This is a genomic window from Burkholderia sp. Bp8963, assembly GCF_003854275.1.
Classification (GTDB): domain Bacteria; phylum Pseudomonadota; class Gammaproteobacteria; order Burkholderiales; family Burkholderiaceae; genus Burkholderia.
On the sequence record NZ_QTQP01000021.1, the window covers coordinates 35,649 to 54,106 of the forward strand.

An 18,458-nucleotide genomic window follows, 5' to 3' on the forward strand; every position below is an offset into this window, starting at 1 on the left:
CGCCAGGCATGCGTCGGTCACGCGCTGCCGCGCTGCCGCAACCCATGCGGCTCGAGCCCGCGCGGCGTCAGCCGGAGGACCCGGTCGGCCGTCGCGGCCGCCACCGCCGAGTGCGTGACGAGCAGCGCGGCAGCACGGCACTGTTGCGTCAACTCGCGCAGCAGGCGCAGGATCCGCATCGCGGTGTCATGATCCAGGTTGCCGGTCGGTTCGTCCGCCAGCACGAGGCGCGGCCGGTGAACGAGCGCACGCGCAATCGCCACGCGCTGCAATTCGCCGCCGGAGAGTTCGCGCGGCAGCGTATCGGCGCGTCCTTCGAGCCCGACCGATGCAAGCGCGAGCGCCACCTGCGCGGACGCATCCGTTGCGCGCACGCCGTTCAGCAGCAACGGCAGCGCGATGTTCTGCGCCGCGCTCAGATTCGGCAGCACGTGAAACGCCTGGAACACGAAGCCCATCTTCTGCCGGCGCAGCAGCGTGGTGGCGTCGTCGTCGAGCGTCGCGAGGTCCTGTCCGTCGAACACGATCTGCCCGCTATCCGGGCGGTCGAGCCCGGCGGCGAGATTCAGCAGGGTGGACTTGCCGACGCCGGATTCACCCATGATCGCCACACACTCGCACGCGTTCAGTTCGAGGTTGATGCATCGCAGCACGTTGCGTGGCTGCGTGCCCGGATAGCTTTTCGAAACGTTCGACAGCGTCAGCATGATGGTCGAGGTGTTTCAGTCCCCGCTCGTAAAGACCGTCAGTACCCCCGTATAGCCGTACAGGTGATTCCTTGCGATCTCGCCGCCGGCGAAGAATCCCGCCAGCGGCACGTCGCCCAGCGCATCCCGCACGGTCTGCAACTCCGCATTCGGCGCGCCGAAGTGCGGGCCGCCGCGTCCCGAGCAACTGACATACAGGGCGCCCGTCATGTGCCCCGCCGTGCCGCCCTCCAGTTCGGCGCGGATTTCCGTTGCAATGCGCACCAGATCGGCCCGGGCGGCTTCGGGGTTGCGTGTGCAAAAGGCCAGATGCATGCCGGGCTCGACCAGATCTGCCACTGCCAGGATCCGATGCTCCGGATCCACGCCCACCACGTGCCGCACGAGCGTATCCGCGCCGAACTTTCCGGGCGATGTCGGCACGTCTTCGGTGCCGCTGCTCAAGCCGGCCAGGTTGACGGACAGCGCCTCCGACAACGCCTCGATCGGCAGATCCTGATCGAGTCCCAGATCGTCCAGCACGCAATCGAGTGCGGGCTTGCCATCCAGCGTAACCACCAGGTTGCGCTCGGCCCGGGTAACGGTGCGCACGGGCCCGATCGGCTGGCATCCCTGCGTGACGCGTGAGATCAGACCGACCCCGGGGCCGAAGAGCACGCCCGACAGCCCCCCGGTGAACACACCGTCCGCAATGTGCAGCGGACGGTTTCGCGCCGAGGACAGGCCGCCGAACAGATACCCGGTGGTCGTGCGCGCGCTCAGCTCGTGCAGCAGATCCTGCACGTCCGGCGTGCCGCCCTCTGCATGCACCAGCGCGGTATGGGGCTCGAACGCGGAGGATGCCGCAGGCAGTGGCTGCCGGCCGGAGAACAACCGGAACGCGTCCCGTGGCAGCGGCGCGACCATCAGCACGAGAGCCGGTTCGTCGATGTATTCGACGCCGCTCGCGGACACGCCGACACCGGCCGTGCCGACCCAGGCGACGCCCGGCAGCGCCTGCTGGAGTTCATCGAGGATGGCCTCGGACTCGGGTGCGTAATAGTCGCTCAGGTAGCACCAGCCGAGCGTGAACGGCGCGGATTCACCGTGCCGGGCCGCGCGCGCCGTCATTTCGGCCTGAATCTGGCGCCGGCATTCGGCAAGGGCGACGCGCCAATCGGCGTGCGCAGCGTGAGCGTGGACAAACGAAGCGTGAGACATGGCGGATACCTGTCGAAGTCGACAAGGTATTGGACTCTCGACGGGCACGACATGTTCGCACGGCCGCGTATTACTTCGCCGCAAGCGCCGACCTCACGCTGTTATCGGTCCACGCGTTGTCGCTGACGGTGAGTTTTTGCGGGATCAGCTTTGCACCGTAGAACGCATCGGCGACGCCTTGCTGGGTCGCGACGATCCGGTCGTCGATCGGCACCGCACCGAATGGCACGCGCTTGATCCACGCGGCGACGAGCGGCTCGGGGAGGCCGACCTTCGGCGCGAGCAGCGCGGCGGTCTCGGCCGGATGCTGGTTGACCCACAGGCCGGTCGCGCGCGCCTGCTGCAGGATCGCGGCGACGATCTCCGGATTGCGCTGCGCGAAATCCCGCGTTGCCTCGTAGAAGTTGTTGGTCGCCGTGATGCCCGTGTAGTCGGACAGCGTGCGTACCTTCAGCGTGTGCTGTGCGGCCGCGTAATAGGGATCCCAGATCACCCATGCATCGACGTTGCCGCTTTCGAACGCGGCGCGCGCGTCGGCGGGCGGCAGGTAGACCGGGCGGATCTCGTCGTAGCGCACGCCGGCCTTCTGCAGCGCCTTCAGCAGCAGGTAGTTCGCACTGGAACCCTTTTGCAGGGCGACCTTCTTGCCGCGCAGGTCGGCCACGGACCTGATCGGCGAATCGGGCTTCACGACCACCGCCTCGTTGTGCGGCGCCGGCGGCTCCGCGCCGACGTACACGAAGCGCACGCCGGCCGCCTGGGCGAACACGGGCGGCGGCGCGCCCGTATAGCCGAAGTCGATGCTGTTTGCGTTCAGCGCTTCGAGCAGTTGCGGGCCCGCCGGGAATTCGAACCACTGGACGCGGTAGCCGAGCGGCTTCAGCCGCGTCTCGAGCGCGCCTTGCGCGTTGACGACCGACAGCAGGCCGGCCTTCTGGTAGCCGATGCGCACGACCTTGTCGGCGCCGCCTTGCGCGAAGGCCGGCGCCATGGATCCGGCAGACACGGTGGCCGACGCGACGAGCGCCGCTACAGCGGCGCGGGGAATCCAGCGGGTGAAACGAATCATCGAACGGGCTCCATGCGAAACGTCTTCCGGCGAGCAGCAGCACCGCCGCTCGGTTGGAAGAATCGTCGCACGGGCGTAGGCACCCGCAAACGAAGCATTACCGATTTGAATATGACGGCGCCGGACCTATGCTTTGCCGCCGGGTGCATCCGGCGTGCCGCCCTGGCGCGCGGCTTCGTCGCTGAGCTTCTTGTCGAGGATCGTCGCGACGCGGCCGCCGAGATACGCGCTTGCCGCGGCCTCGAGCGCGCGGTTCGTCTCGCCTTCGACGAATACAGCCGCGAGCGGACGCAGGCGCCAGATCGCGTCGACGAGCGCGGGCACGTCGGTCGGCGGCGGCAGCGCACCTTCGTCGTAGCGGTCGAGCCGCTTCACGACGAGGTCGACGAGCAGTCGCGCGATTGCGTCGAAGTGCGGGCGCGCGACGCTGATCGTGTCGAGCAGTTCGCGCACCGGGATGCCTTCCTTCGTCATCGCGGCCGCCGCCTCGAGCAGCGCGGGGCTCTTCGCGACGAACGACAGGCCACGCCGCTCGAGCAGGCCGAGCTCGGTCACGCGCGACAGTTGCGCGGGCGTCTGCGGGCCGAACATCTGCGCGAGCGCGGCGATCGAGTAGGTCTTCGGCAGCTCGTGCGACCAGCGGCCGCCGATCGCGTTCTCGAGTCCGAGGATCGAGCGCAGGTCGTGGCCTTCGTCGATGGCCTTGATCAGGTCCTGGATGTTCGACAGCGTGTAGCCGCGCGCGAGCAGGTGGTTGATCAGCTTCAGGCGCGCGACGTGCGTGTCGTCGTAGATGCCGACGCGGCCGCGCTTCTCGGGCGGCGCGAGCAGCCCGCGGTCCTGGTACGCGCGGACGTTGCGCACGGTCGTGTCGGACACGCGCGCGAGTTCGTCGACTGTGTACTCGTTGCGGGCGGTGTCCGCAACGGCCTCGTCAGGTGTGGGGTGAGTCGGTTTTGGCATGCGGCCATTCTAGCGCGGCGCGGCGGGCTCCGGAGATGCGCAGGCCGGCGTCGGTGCTGGATCGAACGGGCGCGCAACCGGATTGCGTGGCGGCGGCGGGCGGCGGCCGATGCACTACCGCCCGCCAGCACGTTCACCCGCGCTTGCGCAGCGGCGCGTCCTCGACGAACCACGCAAGCACGAACGCGATCGCGATTACCGATGTCGCCGCGAGATACACGACGTGCAGCGACCCCGAGAACGCGTGCAGGTACGCGTCGCGCACCGCGTCCGGCAACTGGTGCACGGTGGCCGGGCCGAGCGACGGCGGCAGTTCGGCGCCGGCCGGCAGCGTGCTCGCGAGCCGCGATTGCAGCCCGTTCGAGAATAGCGCGCCGAATGCGGCGACGCCGATCGAGCCGCCGATCGAGCGGAACAGCGTCGTGCCCGACGTCGCGACGCCCATATGGCGGAACTCGACCGTGTTCTGCACCGCGAGCACGAGCACCGGCATCACCATGCCGAGCCCGATGCCGAGCAGCGCCATATAGCCGTACATCGTGTGCAGCGGCGTGTCGAGCGACAGTGTCGACAGCAGCGCCATCGCGATGCCGCCGACCAGCGTGCCCGCGATCGGGAACACGCGGTACTTGCCGAACCGCGAGATCAGGCGGCCGCTTGCCACCGACATCGCGAGCATCCCGCCCATCATCGGCAGCAGCTGCATCCCGGCCTGCGACGGCGTCGAGCCCTTCACGACCTGCAGGTACAGCGGAATGAACGTGACCGAGCCGAACAGCGCGATGCCGACGACGAAGCCGATCAGGCTGCACAGCACGAACGTGCGGTGGCGGAACAGCGCGAGCGGCATGATCGGCTCCGCGGCGAGCCGCTCCTCGTAGACGAACCCGCCGATTGCGACGAGCCCGAGCGCGAGCGTCATCCACAGTTGCGGCGACGACCACGGCAGCAGCGAGCCGCCTTCGCTCGTGAACAGGATGATGCAGGTGAGGGCGGTCGCGAGGAACGCGGCGCCCATGTAGTCGATCCGGTGTTTCACGTGCGCGGTGTGCGGCTTGAATGCGATGCCGATCACCGCGAGCGCGACGCAGCCGAGCGGCAGGTTGATGTAGAAGATCCAGCGCCACGACAGGTGCTCGACCAGGAAGCCGCCGAGCAGCGGCCCGATGATCGTCGCGAGGCCGTACACGCCGCCGAACATCCCCTGGTAGCGGCCGCGCTCGTCGGGCGGGATCAGGTCGCCGATCGCGGCCATCGTGACGACCATCAGGCCGCCGCCGCCGAGCCCCTGCAGTGCGCGCAGCAGGATCAGTTGCGTCATGTCCTGCGCGACGCCACAGAGCACCGAGCCGGCGAGGAACAGCACGATCGCCGCCTGCAGCACGATCTTGCGGCCGTACAGGTCGCCGAGCTTGCCGTACAGCGGCAGCACGACGGTGGACGACAGCAGGTACGCGGTCACGACCCACGACAGCTGGTCGAGCCCGCCGAGCTCGCCGACGATCGTCGGCAGCGCGGTGGACACGATTGTCTGGTCGAGCGCGGACAGCAGCATCACGAGCAACAGCGCCGCGATGATCAGTCCGACGGGGGCGTCACGGCGCGCGGTGTCGGCGGCCGGCGGATGCGGAAGGGTTTCGGTTGACATGGTGGATATCTGCCGTGGCAGGGAATTGTCCGGAAATATAGAACGACAAAGTTGCCTGGTCAATTTCTGCCGAGCCTCAAATTGTTGCAACCGTAACAGCGCGTAGTGACCGCCCGCCGGACCAATCTGAAATCCTTTCGATCGTTCCGTCTCGGTGCTGCACGACACGTGGCGGACGCGAGTCGGTCGACAGGCTGTTCCAATACGAAAGTATGGGTTTCATGCGGTCGTTGTGTGACACCATGACAGTGGCGAGAAGAAAGAAGAATGCGCTGGAGACTGCGCGTCGGCTGGGCGCGAACATCGGTGCGGAGGAGAACAAGTGGTGGGGAGACTGCGATCCGGCTCGAATTGGGCCGCTGGGGGGCTCGTCGAGCGGCCTGCGAGCACTGGAGCACCATTGACAAATAGTGAGACCGAAATCGCTGGCCGGACCAGGCCGGACGTGACGCCATGCTCGCCCGACGACAAGGCCCGGCTGGACGATCCGGATGCCGCGAGCGGCCAGCCACCGGTTTTCCTGTTTCCGATCGCACGCACGGGCGCTTTGCGAGCGCTGCATGAGCAGCGGGACAAGTCGCCGAAACTCATCTCGGTTGTCGCGCCGATCGGCTATGGCAAGACGGTGTTGCTCAGCATGCACTACTACGAAGGCATGCGCTCGCAGAAGGCGTGCTGGTGGTTTTCGCACGACGATCGTGATACGACGATCGACCGCCTGCTGCGATATCTGGAAGCGCGACTCGACGCATCGCGCAGCGAGCACAGCGTGTTCGACGCGCTGCAGATGATGCATGAAGGCAATGTGCCGCCGGACGACCGGATCGATCAGATCGTCCGCCGCATGCATCACCTGCCCGTGCCTGTCACGTTGTTTATCGATAACGTGAACTATTGCGAGGATCCTGCGCTCACCGACCTGTTGGCCGGCCTGATTTTTCGCACGCCATCGTGGTTTCGCCTCGTATTGTCGAGTAGCGAGGCACTGCCGGTGGAGATGGTCCGCTGCAAGCTGGAAGGTCTGGTGGTGGAATTCGGCACGGCCGACCTGGGGCTCGACGCAATCGGGGTGCGCGAAATGTTCGGCGACGCGCTGTGCGCGAAGCTGTCCGGAAAGGCCATCGATAACGTCGTCAGGCACACCGAAGGCTGGCCCGCGGCCGTGCGGCTCATGCAGATTCTGCTGGAATCGTCGCCGGATCCCGAAACGACCCTGGCCGGCTTTTCCGGCGCGGATCAGGATCTCGCCACCTTGCTCAACTCGCAGGTGCTGAGGGGCTTCGATCCAGGGCTGCGAGCGTTCCTGCTGAAGCTGTCGTTGCTTCGGGATTTCGACGCGTCGCTTGCGGAGGAGGCGACCGGCGACGCCGACGCCGCGAATCATCTTCTGTATCTGTGGAAGCACAATGTGTTTCTGATCCCGGTCGAAGGCCGGCAACGATTCCGGCTTCACAATCTGTTTCGCGAGTACCTGATGAACCAGGCCGCGCAAATCATGAGCGTGGATGAACGCCGGACCATCCTCGCGAGAGCGGCAAAGTGCTGTGAGCGGCAGAAGCATTGCGCCGAGGCGATCGACTACGCGCTGGCTGCCAGCCAGGCGCCGATGGCCGTTGAAATTCTCGAGTACAGCGCGCCCCTGTTCGTCAGGGATCTCGGTTACCTGCATCGTTATCTGGCGTGGGTAGAGCAATTGCATGCGCTCGGTGAACACGGCGGTTGGGAGACCGATTGCTGGTACGTTTGGGCGCTCGTGTTCGGTCGGCGCTACGAGCTCGCAAGGCAGGAAATTGCCAGGCTGATGAAGCGGGTGCAGCAGGCTGAAGAAGACGGCACCGCGAATCGCGCCGATCTCGCGCGCATTGCGAGGCGAATCGACGTCATTCATCTCGCCATCGACGTCTATACGGACCATCTGGCGACGGTAACGGAGCATGCGCGGCGTTGGCTGGCCGTCGCCGAGCGCAACGGGGCGACCGTGCTGGACGCACCTTTCGACGTTGCGACGGTGGCGTGTGCGGGCGCCATCCACGATGTCAACGAATGCCGTCTTGCAGACGCCCGATTTCTGACTCGCATCGCGTTCGCGAGCATTGCCCAATCGAATAGCGCGTATGGACAAGCTTGGGTCGTCGCCGTCAATGCGCTGATTCCGATGCGCGAAGGGGACTATGCCGCGGCCTATCCGGAATTGACGGAAGCATTGCAGCAGGCCGGCAGGGAACTTGGCAACAACGCGGGCATATGCAGCACCATCGCGTTGCTCGCTGCCAAATGCGCGATCGAGATGGATCTGCGCGAAGAGGCCGGGCAATTGCTTGACCGTGGGCTTCGCAAGGCGATGTCCCATGGCATCGTCGAAACGACGGCCCACGGCCTCGATGCCGCCGTGAAGATGTGGAGCGGCCACGATAGTGACAGCATCGCTCTGCCGGCACTCAGGAAAATCGCGTCTGTCTATCCTGCGCGGTTGAGCATGATGCTGTCGTGTTTCATCACGCGTCGCCTGCTGCAGCTCGGCAGAGTCGACGAGGCGCTGCACGAAGCTGCGACGCTAGGCGTAGGGCAGCCGGGCGACACCATATTGGTATCGGTCGAACCTGCGGTCCAGGACGCAACCTTGCGCGACCTGATCGACGCGACCATTGCGGATCTGCTGATCGCATCCGGGAAGTTCAAGCAGGCCGGTGCGCTCATCGGCGAAGAGGCCATCCGGGCCCGGACGGCAGGGCGTAGCGGCCGACTGGTGGAGCTCGCGCTGAATCAGGCGCTGTTGAGCCACTGCATGCACGACGCGGTGTCGGCTGCACGGCACCTGACGCGCGCGATATCGCTGGCGGCACGGCGCCGATATCTCAGACCCTTTCGCGACCGCATGGATCTGATCGCGGGGCTCGTCAACGAGACGCGGCCCAAGGACTGGCCATTCGTCACCGAGGAGGAGCGCCGTTTCTTCGCCGACCTCTGCGCCGGTCTGAAGGTGACGGGCAATCCGGTTCTCGAACAGATTCAGGCGCTCGACAGCAACGGGATGGTTGGGGAAACGCCGACCACGCGCGAACTCGAACTGCTCGGCTTGATCGACGCGGGGCTGTCCAACCAGGAAATTGCCGATCGCCTTTCGCTATCGGTGGCGACCGTCAAGTGGCACCTGTACAACCTCTATACAAAGCTCGGCGTCAAGAATCGGGCGTCCGCGCTGGCGCGGGCACGATCGCTGAACCTGCTCACGAGGTGACGGAGCGGCGCTGCATTTGCAGTGCAGCATGCCGGCTCCCCGACTAACGGTTGGGTTGCTCTCCCTCTCGTTTGACCAAACTGGATGACATAGCGCACAGACGCTCGTTTGGACAAACATGGAGGACGTCATGCTGGATTACCTGAAGTACACACTGAATTCTGCATTGCTGGCCGTCACGGCGTACGGGCTTTGGCTCGGCGGCAATTACACGTGGCTGGGTGCGGGAGTGCTGTTCGCGTTCCTGTTTCTGGACGGGTTTCTCGACCCGGACTATTCCGTTCGCGATACACGCTTTCCGTGGCTCTACGACACGATCATCGCAGTCCAGCTGGGGATCGGATTCGGTCTGGTGTTTTTTTACGCGAGGCTTGTCGGTACCGGCCACTTCATCGGCGCGTCCGGGAAGATCGGCGCATTCGTGACGATGATGTTCATCCAGTTCGTCGTGGTCGCGCCGTCGCTGCACGAAATGTTCCACCGCGAAAACACGCTGATGCGCTGGTGGGGACGGCTCGGCATGGTGCTGATCTTCGATCCGTGGCGGGAGATCACGCACGTGGTCACGCATCATGTGCGCACCGTGACGCCGGCCGATCCGGACTATGCGCGTCGCGGCGATACGCTTTACGCCCACCTCGTTCGGACGTTCTACGGGCAGATCGTCGAGTCGTACCACCTCGAAAAACTCATGTGGACCAAGCGCGACCGCCTGTGGTGGGATCCGCGCAACGCGTGGGTGTATCGCGTGACGCTGCTGGTCGGTTTCGTGTCCGTGCTGTACGCAATCGGGGGCTGGTCGGGCGCGGCTTCAGTTGTCGCGGTGTGCCTGCTCGGGCCGCGCATGTTCCTCGAGATCTTCAACTATACCCAGCACTATGGCCTCGTCACCGGCAAGCCCGGCCGTTTTGAAGCGCACCAGACCTGGAATCACCTCACGCCTTTCATTCGAATCTTCGCACTGGAAATTACCAATCACCGGGGGCATCACGAAGATGGATATCGTCCGTTCTACGAGCTGGTGCCGGACCGTGACGGTCCCAAGCAGCCGCAGTTCCTGATCTGCCTGTTGCTCGCGTTCGTTCCGCCGCTCTGGTTCACGATGGTCAAGCCGTTGCTGCGCGACTGGGATCGGCATTATGCGAGCCCCCAGGAACGAGAGATCGCCGAGGCCGAGAACATTCGCGCCGGCTGGGAGGAACTCAATGAGCATCCCGAAGTTGCGCGAGCCCGAGCCCGTTACGCGGCCGTGATCTGAACGCAGTCGATCGAAACCACCGAGAAATACCATGTCCAACGAACCCGTCGTGGTCGAGCCCGACCCGAAGCTGTCGTCATCTGGTGAATCGCAGGCGCGGCGTTGCCGCATTACGTTGAGCAATGGCGCCGAAGGGTTCGAGGTCGGCCGCAATGACCTGCTGCTCATGTCAGCCCTCGAGCAGGGAATCAACTACCCGCACAACTGCCGGGTGGGCACGTGCGGTCGCTGTAAAACGCGGCTCGTCTCGGGCAGGATCAGCCCGCTCGTCGACTTCGCGCTTTCCCCGCTCACCAACGAGGAACTGAACGACGGCTACATCCTCGCGTGCCAGGCCAAGGTCCGCACCGATCTGACGATCGACGTCGATCTCCTCGATCACGAAGTCGTGCTGCCGAAGTCGATTCCCGGCACGATAAGCGGCTGGAACAGGCTGCCCGGCGAAGTCGTCGATCTGCGAATCAAGCTGGAGCAGCCCGTGAAATTCGAGGCAGGCCAGTATGCGGCGCTCGCCGTGTCGGGTTCGTTCGTGCGTCGCTCGTTCTCGTTCTACGACGCACCGGCGAGCGAAGCGGGCAGCGACGACGTCGGCTTTCTGATCAAGCGGCTGCCGGGCGGGCGTTTCTCCGAATGGCTTGCCGCGAAGGACCGTCGCGGCGTTCGAATCTGGCTCGAAGGGCCGTTCGGGCAGATGGGAATCGATGACACGCCGCGCGACTCGCTGTGTATTGCCGGTGGCACGGGTATCGCGCCGATCCTCTCGATTACCGAGGATCGCCTCAATCGGTATCCGGACCATCGCGTCACGATCGTCTTCGGTGTCCGTACCGCCGCCGACCTGTTCGCACTGGACCGGCTCGAACGACTCGCACAAATTGGCCGTGCCGGGCGCGTGCGGATCGTTCCGGTCCTGTCGCATGAGCCGGCGGGCAGTGCATGGCAAGGTCGACGAGGGCTGGTGACGGCCGTGCTCGACGAGCATCTGGGCGTCGACTACGGCTCGCTGTCTGCATTCGTGTGCGGCGCGCTGCCGATGGTCGACGCGGTCGAGAAGCGCCTGCGCACGCTGAGCGTGGACGCCGATCGCATTCACGCCGACAAATTCGAACCGTCGGGAATCTGATTCCGCTTCGTCGGGGCGAGCCATTCCCATCATCCATCGCGGCAACCGCAATGCGGGCCGCACGCGTTCACAGGAACTCAAATGTCCACTGTTTATATCTACGATCATGTCCGTACGCCGCGTGGGCGCGGCAAGCCGGATGGTTCGCTGCACGAGGCGACCGCGGTTCATCTTGCCGGCACCGTCCTTGGCAGCCTGCGTGATCGCAACACACTCGATACCCGCCTGGTCGACGACATCATTTTCGGTATCGTCAGCCCGGTGGGCGAGCAGGGCCAGTGCCTGCCCCGCGTCGCCGCGCTTGCGGCCGGCTACGCAGAGGAGGTCGCCGGCGTGCAGGTCAATCGCTTTTGCGGATCGGGCCTCGAAAGCGTCAACATGGCCACCGGCAAGATTGCCGCGGGCGCCGCGGATTTCGTCATCGCGGGCGGTTGCGAGGCGATGTCGCGCGTCCCGATCCTGTCGGATGGCGGTGCATGGAGCGTCGATCCGCATATCGCTTTCACGACGCACTACATCCCCCAAGGAATCAGCGCGGACCTGATGGCGAGCAAATGGGGCTACAGCCGCGAGCAACTCGATCAGTTCGCCGTGCGTAGCCACCAGCGGGCGGCGCGCGCATGGGCCGAAGGGCGCTTTTCGCGATCGATCGCGCCGGTGCGCGACGTGCTGGGCGACGTGATGCTCGAACGCGACGAAATGGTGCGTGCGTCAAGTTCCGTCGAGGCACTCGCGGCGCTGAAGCCAGCGTTTGCCGATCTCGGCGTGAAGGCGGGCTTCGATGCGCTTGCCATCGCCCGCTATCCCGAAGTCGAGCGCATCGAGCATCGCCACCACGCGGGCAATTCGTCCGCGATCGTCGACGGCGCCTGCGCGATGCTGCTCGGCAGCCGCGAAGCAGGTGAAGCCGCAGGCCTGAAGCCGCGCGCGCGAATTCGCGCGTTCGCGGAAATCGGCTCGGAGCCGACCATCATGCTGACCGCACCGTCGTTCGCGGCGCAGAAGGCGCTCAAGCGCGCCGGCATGAATGCGAAGGATATCGACCTTTACGAAATCAACGAAGCGTTCGCAGCGGTGCCGATTCGTTTCATCGATGCGCTCGGCATTGACGAAGCGCGCGTCAACGTCAACGGCGGCGCCATTGCGATGGGGCACCCGCTTGGCGCAACGGGGGCAATCATCCTGGGCACGGCACTGGACGAGCTGGAACGCACAGGCGGCTCGACCGCGCTTGCGACGCTGTGCATCGGTGCCGGTATGGGTGTGGCGACGATCATCGAGCGCGTCTGACGCGCGTGACCGACTTTTCTCAAGTGCAGAAATCATGATCACTACGACTATTGGCGAGCGCATCGCCGTTCTTACCATCGACATGCCCGAACGGTCGATGAACGTCCTGACGCAGGCGTTGGCTGCCGAATTGCGAACCGCGTTCGATGCGGCAATCGCCGATGAAGGGGTCGACGGCATTGTCATCACGAGCGGCAAGGCGAGCTTTCTCGCGGGCGCCGATCTCGCGCAAATGGCCGGGTTCGTCGAACCGGGCGTCGATACCGGCGACGCGATGCGGCGAATCGCGCTGTACGGCGATCTGTTCCGGCATATCGAGACGGCTGGCAAGCCGGTTGTCGGCGCGGCGCCCGGGATGGCGCTCGGCGGTGGACTCGAACTGTTGCTGGCCACGCATTATCGCGTGGTTGCGGATACACCGTCTGCGAAATTCGGCCTGCCTGAGGTCACGCTCGGCTTGCTGCCCGGTGCGGGCGGAACGCAACGGCTGCCGCGTCTCGTCGGCATCGTGAAAAGCCTCCCGCTTCTCGTCGACGGCCGCGATCTGAGCGCGGCCGCTGCGCTGCAAACCGGACTCGTCGACGAAGTCGTGCCGGCAGACAGGCTGCTGGACGCGGCGCGCCAGGCGCTGCGCGACGGCAAGGTCGACCCGGTCGCTCCGTGGGATCGCAAGGGCTACCGTATCCCGGGCGGCGATTCGTACACGCCGGCCAACTCGGCTGCGTGGGCAACCGCAAACGCAACCGCCAAGGCGCGCTCACGCGGGAATTATCCGGCGCCCCACGCGATCCTGAGCGCGGTGTACGAGGGTGTGAAGTTGCCGATCGACAAGGGCCTCAAGCTCGAGCAGAAATTGTTCGTGACGCTGGTTCAGGGGCGTCCCGCGCAAAATCTGATCCGTACGGTGTTCTTTGCCAGGCAGGCGGCCGACAAGCTGGCGCGCCGTCCGGCCGACGTTCCCGCATCACGTGTGCGCAAGCTTGGCATTCTCGGTTCGGGTTTCATGGGCGCGGGAATCGCACAGGTATCGGCGCAGGCCGGTATCGATGTGGTGCTGCTTGACCGAACCACGGAGATTGCCGATGCAGGTCTCGCCGGGATCGCTGCGTCGCTGCAGGCCGAGGTCGAACGAGGAAAGCTGTCGGCCGACGCGCGCGATACGGTGCTCTCGCGCATTGCGGCCACGGCCGACTACGCTGCGTTCGACGGCTGCGACCTGGTGATCGAGGCTGTCGTTGAGGACGTCGAAATCAAGCAGCAAGTCACCGCCCGGGCCGAGGCGGTGCTTGGCGACCAGGCGATTTTCGCGACCAACACGTCGGCATTGCCGATCGACGATCTCGCTGACGGAAGCAAACGACCGGAGAACTTCATCGGGCTGCATTTCTTTTCCCCGGTTCCGCGTATGGCGCTGGTCGAGGTCATCGTTGGCACAAAGACGTCGCGCGAGACACTGGCGCGTGCGCTCGACTACGTCCGCCAGATTCGCAAGACGCCGATTGTGGTGCGCGATGGTTACGGGTTTTACACCACGCGCTGCGTCGACGCGTATATCCGTGAGGGCATTCGATTGCTTGTCGACGGTGTCGATCCGGTGCGCATCGAAAATGCCGGCGTGGCGCTTGGCATGCCCGTGGGGCCGCTCGCGCTTGCCGACGAAGTCGGCCTCGATGTGCTCCATCACATCGCGCATTTCTTCCGCAGCAAGGAAGAGGGTGTGTGGGCGGACGATCGTCATGTGCGCGTCAACGGCCTGATCGATGCGCTCGTCGACGCGAGGCGTTACGGTCGCAAGCGTGGCGCAGGGTTCTACGCCTATCCGGAGGCGGGGCCGAAGCACCTCGATCTGACGCTGCTCCGGTCGCATGCCGATGTGTTGCCGCAGACGAGTCAGCCCGATCAAGACGCGCTCAAGGAGCGTCTGCTGTATGCGCAGTTGCTGGAAGCCGCGCGCTGCTGGGCTGACGACGTCGTCACCGATGCCGCTGAAATGGACCTTGGCGCGATTCTCGGCTGGGCGTTTCCGAGCTATCTGGGCGGTCCTGCGTCGGCAATCGATGACATTGGCGTCGAGCGCTTCGTCAAGCGTTGCGGTGAACTCGTCGATGAACTCGGCCCTCGCTTCATGGCGCCCGCAGCCCTTGTCGACGGAGCACGCTGGAGTTTCCGCTTTCATCATTCGAAGTGACAGCGGCACCGGCGGAATACATGAGTGATTGACGAGCTGCGGTATTGCAGCGAACGAATGCCGTGGCCGCTTGTCGGCTGCGGCTCAGAACAAAAGGTGAGACATGAGCAATCTGATTCTGAAGGACAAGGTCGTCTTGGTGACGGGCGCTGCTGGCGGATTCGGGCGCCGCACCTGCGAGGAACTCGCGAAGGCCGGTGCATGGGTGGTGGCCACCGACGTCGATCGTGACGGCGCAGCGGAAACCGCGAGCCAATGTGCGGCCCTCGGCGCCAAGGCCTGGAGCCACGCGCATGACGTGACGTCGGAGGCGGATTGGCGGCGCGTCATCGATGCCGTTGCCGAGCAGGCGGGCGGTCGGCTCGACGGTCTGGTCAACAACGCGGGCAAGATGCTGACGAAACCGTTCCTGCGTACGAGCGTCGCGGAGTTGCGGCAACTGCAGGCGATCAACGTCGAAAGCGTCTGGATCGGCAGCCAGACCGCATATCCGCTGCTCGAACACACGGCGAAGGTACATGGCGGTGCGTCGATCGTCAACGTGTCGTCGGTGTTCGGCCAGGTTGCTGCAGTTGCCCAGGCCGCGTACTCGGCAACGAAAGGCGGGCTCACGGTGCTGACGAAGTCGATGGCCGCCGAGTTCGCGAGGGCAGGTTGCGGCGTACGTGTGAACTCGGTGCATCCAGGGCCCGGCAACACGCCGCTTCTTGCGAACGGACTTCAGGAGCTGTTGAGCGAGGGGCTCGCTACGTCACCTCAGCAGGCCACGGCATTCGTGCTCGGTCTCATTCCGAATGGCCGCCTGACCGAACCGGAAGATGTTGCAAACGCGATTCTGTTCTTGTGCTCGGATTGGTCGAAGCAGATCACCGGCGCTGAAATCACGGTCGACGGCGGTTATACGGCGGTGTGACGATGAACGACCGGCATGAATCGATTGACGCGTCGGTCGCTGGCCGGGGCGCGCAACGGAGTCGCTGACGGGATTTCGATCCAGTGACGCATGTGTCGAGAGATCGAGCGCATGCGTCGGCATAACGTAGGAGAACAAAATTGGTTGCTCAACAATGGCTGCTGGCGGGGTTCGGGGCAGTTGGGTGTGGCGGGATACTGATGGCGTTGCGAAAGCTGAGCGGGCGGCGGGTGCCGCTCTGGCTGCGGAACACGCATGGCCTCGCGGGACTGGCCGCACTCATCGCGTTGTTCGGGATGAATCTGCACGGGGAAGCCGCAACGACGGCGCGTGCATGGTGGGCATTCGGGCTATTGCTCGCCGGCTTCAGCGGCGGATTGGTGCTGTTGCGTACGCTGTATCGGTCGAAGGCGCCATTCTGGGTGGTGCTGCTCCATGGCGGGATCGGCATTGCCGGGATAGCGATGTTGTATGCGGCGTCGAATTTCTGAAATTGCGGCGTCGCTGCGCCGGCACCGGTCCGTGTTGCGTAACGTTCGCGTTCGGATGGTTGTGCCGGCGAACCATACTTAGGTCGTGTGCGAGAAAAAAATCGGGTACCGAATATTGAGTTGCGCCATATGTGGTGCGCTTAAAACTATTCAGAGCGGAGACAACCCGATGCGAATCGCTTCCCCAATTTCATTCCTTGCCGCCGTCACGCTCGTGTCGAGCACGAGTGCGATGGCACAGACTTCTCCGTGGACCGTTCGTGCGGGCCCGGTGGGTGCCTTCTTCAATAGCCACACGCATGCAACGCTCGCCGGGCAGCAGGCTCCGGGTGCCGACATCGGCGTGCAAAACAACGGCTCGTTCGGGATCGAGATCGGTTACGCGATCACGCCCGACTGGACGGCGCGTTTCGCATTTGGCGTCCCTCCGACTACCAGGCTGTCCGCAGAAGGATCGCTGAGGAACGTCGTGCCGCCGCTAACCGGGAATCTTGGCAAGGTCACATATGCGCCAGCCCTGCTGACGCTCACGTACGGCCTGGGTAACTGGGGGCCGTTCCGGCCTTATGTCGGCGCAGGCGTCAACTATACGTGGGTGATCAAAACCAGTGACGGCGATGTATCGGGCCTGAAGGTGCACAGTGCGTGGGGCGCGGTTCTCGAGGCAGGTTTCGATGTGCCGATCAACAAACGGTGGTCGGTGTTTGCGGACGTGCGCAAGGTGTTCCTCAAGACGTCCGCAAGCGGTTCGGTTGCGGCGCTGGGCGGGGCACCCACTCACGCCGACATTCGTCTCGATCCGATCATCGCGCATGTGGGTGTCAGCTACCGCTTCTGACGCAGCGATTGCACCCAAACGCATCATCTCAACGGAGATACCGATCATGAGTTTCCCGAGTTCCAATCCATACGTACAACTTCCCGCCGGTCGCAACTACATCGGCGGGGAGTGGCTCGACGACGCTGCCGCGGAGCGATTGCCTGTTTATGATCCCGCAACCGAAGCGGTGATCGGCGACATACCCTGCAGTACCGCAGCCGCCGTGGATCAGGCCGTCCAGGCTGCGCAGGCTGCATTCGTTGCGCCGGCATGGCGCGACCTGCCGCCGCTGGGTCGCGAGCGGCTGATCCACCGGCTCGCGAAGCTGATCGAAACGAATGCCGCCGAGCTTGCGGCGATCGAGGCGCTCGACAACGGCAAGCCGATTGCGTTCGCGAGCGCCGTCGATGTGCCGCTCGCCGCGATGTGGCTACGCTATATGGCCGGCTGGCCCTCGAAGCTCGGCGGCAAGTCCGTCGCCCCGGCGTTGCAACCCGCGGGATCGCACCACGCGTATACGATTCGCCAGCCGGTGGGCGTCGTTGCCGCCATCGTGCCGTGGAATTACCCGCTGGTGCTCGCGGTATGGAAGATTGCGCCGGCGCTTGCTGCAGGCTGCACCGTGGTGTTGAAACCCGCGGAAGCCACGCCTTATTCGGCATTGCGGCTGGCCCAGCTGGCGCACGAAGCGGGATTCCCCCCCGGCGTGTTCAATGTCATTCTCGGTGACGGCCGAACCGGACAGGCGCTTGTCGAGCATCCCCGCGTGGCGAAAGTCAGCTTCACCGGCTCGACCGCTACCGGCAAGCGCCTGATCGGCAGTGCCGCGCATGATCTGAAACGACTGACACTCGAGCTGGGGGGGAAGTCCCCGACGATCATCTTGCCCGATGCGGATCTCGAGACGGCCGTGCCCGGAGCGGCGCAGGCGGTGTTCTTCAACTCGGGGCAGATCTGTTTCGCCGGTACGCGCTTGTTTGCACCGCGTCGATCGATCGACCAGATCCTCGACGGCATGTCGAAGGTGGCGAAGAGTTTCAAGATCGGAGCGGGCAGCGATCCGGAAACACTGCTCGGGCCGGTCGTGAGCCGGCGCCAGCTCGATAGCATCCTTGGCCGCATCCAGGCGGGCGTTCAGGCGGGCGCCGAGGTCGTGCTGGGGGGCGGGCGCGTCGCGCGCGAAGGTTACTTTGTCGAGCCGACGATCCTGCAAACCAGCGACAGGAACAATCCGGCCTATCGTGAAGAGATCTTTGGTCCGGTTCTGACGGCAACGCCTTATGACGACCTGGACGAGCTTGCGTCGCTCGCCAACGACAGCGAATACGGCCTTGCCGCACACATCTACACGCGTGACCTGTCGGCAGCACATCGGCTCGCGCAGCGCATCGATGCGGGAACGGTGTGGGTCAACACGCAACTCTCGCCGGATCCGGCCATCCCGTTCGGAGGCTTCAAGCAGTCGGGATGGGGGCGCGAAAACGGCGAGCAGGTGTTCGAGCATTACCTCGAAACCAAGTCGGTCATCGTAAAGATCGCTTAACGGATCA

At 64.8% G+C, this 18,458-nt stretch carries 14 protein-coding genes; 9 read left to right on the forward strand and 5 right to left on the reverse strand.

From position 1 onward, the window contains the following. Window positions 1–17 precede the first annotated feature (17 nt). The 5 genes from DID96_RS19000 to DID96_RS19020 all read right to left on the reverse strand — a co-directional run bounded on the left by DID96_RS19000 (window position 18) and on the right by DID96_RS19020 (window position 5,587). Complete coding sequence (locus DID96_RS19000; RefSeq protein ID WP_124600818.1) at window positions 18–707, reverse strand: ABC transporter ATP-binding protein; 690 nt, start codon at window positions 705–707, stop codon at window positions 18–20. 15 nt (window positions 708–722) lie between these two features. Beyond that, complete coding sequence (locus tag DID96_RS19005; RefSeq protein WP_124600819.1) at window positions 723–1,907, reverse strand: FIST N-terminal domain-containing protein; 1,185 nt, start codon at window positions 1,905–1,907, stop codon at window positions 723–725. A 70-nt stretch (window positions 1,908–1,977) separates the two neighbouring features. Further along, window positions 1,978–2,976: a sulfonate ABC transporter substrate-binding protein gene (locus tag DID96_RS19010; RefSeq protein WP_124600820.1), complete on the reverse strand. Its 999-nt coding sequence runs from the start codon at window positions 2,974–2,976 to the stop codon at window positions 1,978–1,980. 126 nt (window positions 2,977–3,102) lie between these two features. Beyond that, window positions 3,103–3,939: a MerR family transcriptional regulator gene (locus DID96_RS19015; protein ID WP_124600821.1), complete on the reverse strand. Its 837-nt coding sequence runs from the start codon at window positions 3,937–3,939 to the stop codon at window positions 3,103–3,105. A 133-nt stretch (window positions 3,940–4,072) separates the two neighbouring features. After that, window positions 4,073–5,587, reverse strand: a complete 1,515-nt coding sequence (locus DID96_RS19020; protein ID WP_124600822.1) for an MDR family MFS transporter — start codon at window positions 5,585–5,587, stop codon at window positions 4,073–4,075. Window positions 5,588–5,987: 400 nt separating this feature from the next. Here DID96_RS19020 and DID96_RS19025 point away from each other — a divergent pair, with 400 nt between their 5' ends. The 9 genes from DID96_RS19025 to DID96_RS19065 all read left to right on the forward strand — a co-directional run bounded on the left by DID96_RS19025 (window position 5,988) and on the right by DID96_RS19065 (window position 18,451). Then, window positions 5,988–8,825 carry a LuxR C-terminal-related transcriptional regulator gene (locus DID96_RS19025; protein ID WP_124600823.1) on the forward strand — a complete coding sequence of 946 codons (2,838 nt, stop codon included), beginning with the start codon at window positions 5,988–5,990 and terminating at the stop codon, window positions 8,823–8,825. Between the two features lie 130 nt (window positions 8,826–8,955). Further along, window positions 8,956–10,083, forward strand: coding sequence for a fatty acid desaturase (locus DID96_RS19030; RefSeq protein WP_185732298.1), 1,128 nt, complete (start codon window positions 8,956–8,958; stop codon window positions 10,081–10,083). Between the two features lie 31 nt (window positions 10,084–10,114). Beyond that, window positions 10,115–11,206 (forward strand): 2Fe-2S iron-sulfur cluster binding domain-containing protein, encoded by a 1,092-nt coding sequence (locus DID96_RS19035; protein ID WP_124600825.1) that lies wholly within the window; start codon window positions 10,115–10,117, stop codon window positions 11,204–11,206. Between the two features lie 81 nt (window positions 11,207–11,287). Beyond that, on the forward strand, window positions 11,288–12,496 hold the full coding sequence (locus DID96_RS19040) for an acetyl-CoA C-acetyltransferase (protein WP_124600826.1): 1,209 nt from the start codon (window positions 11,288–11,290) through the stop codon (window positions 12,494–12,496). 34 nt (window positions 12,497–12,530) lie between these two features. Beyond that, complete coding sequence (locus DID96_RS19045; RefSeq protein ID WP_124600889.1) at window positions 12,531–14,684, forward strand: 3-hydroxyacyl-CoA dehydrogenase NAD-binding domain-containing protein; 2,154 nt, start codon at window positions 12,531–12,533, stop codon at window positions 14,682–14,684. A 103-nt stretch (window positions 14,685–14,787) separates the two neighbouring features. Next, window positions 14,788–15,597 (forward strand): SDR family NAD(P)-dependent oxidoreductase, encoded by an 810-nt coding sequence (locus DID96_RS19050; RefSeq protein ID WP_124600827.1) that lies wholly within the window; start codon window positions 14,788–14,790, stop codon window positions 15,595–15,597. A gap of 200 nt (window positions 15,598–15,797) precedes the next feature. Further along, window positions 15,798–16,088: a hypothetical protein gene (locus DID96_RS19055; RefSeq protein WP_124600828.1), complete on the forward strand. Its 291-nt coding sequence runs from the start codon at window positions 15,798–15,800 to the stop codon at window positions 16,086–16,088. 169 nt (window positions 16,089–16,257) lie between these two features. Continuing rightward, window positions 16,258–16,926 (forward strand): OmpW family protein, encoded by a 669-nt coding sequence (locus tag DID96_RS19060; RefSeq protein WP_124600829.1) that lies wholly within the window; start codon window positions 16,258–16,260, stop codon window positions 16,924–16,926. Between the two features lie 46 nt (window positions 16,927–16,972). Beyond that, on the forward strand, window positions 16,973–18,451 hold the full coding sequence (locus DID96_RS19065; RefSeq protein ID WP_124600830.1) for an aldehyde dehydrogenase: 1,479 nt from the start codon (window positions 16,973–16,975) through the stop codon (window positions 18,449–18,451). Window positions 18,452–18,458 lie beyond the last annotated feature (7 nt).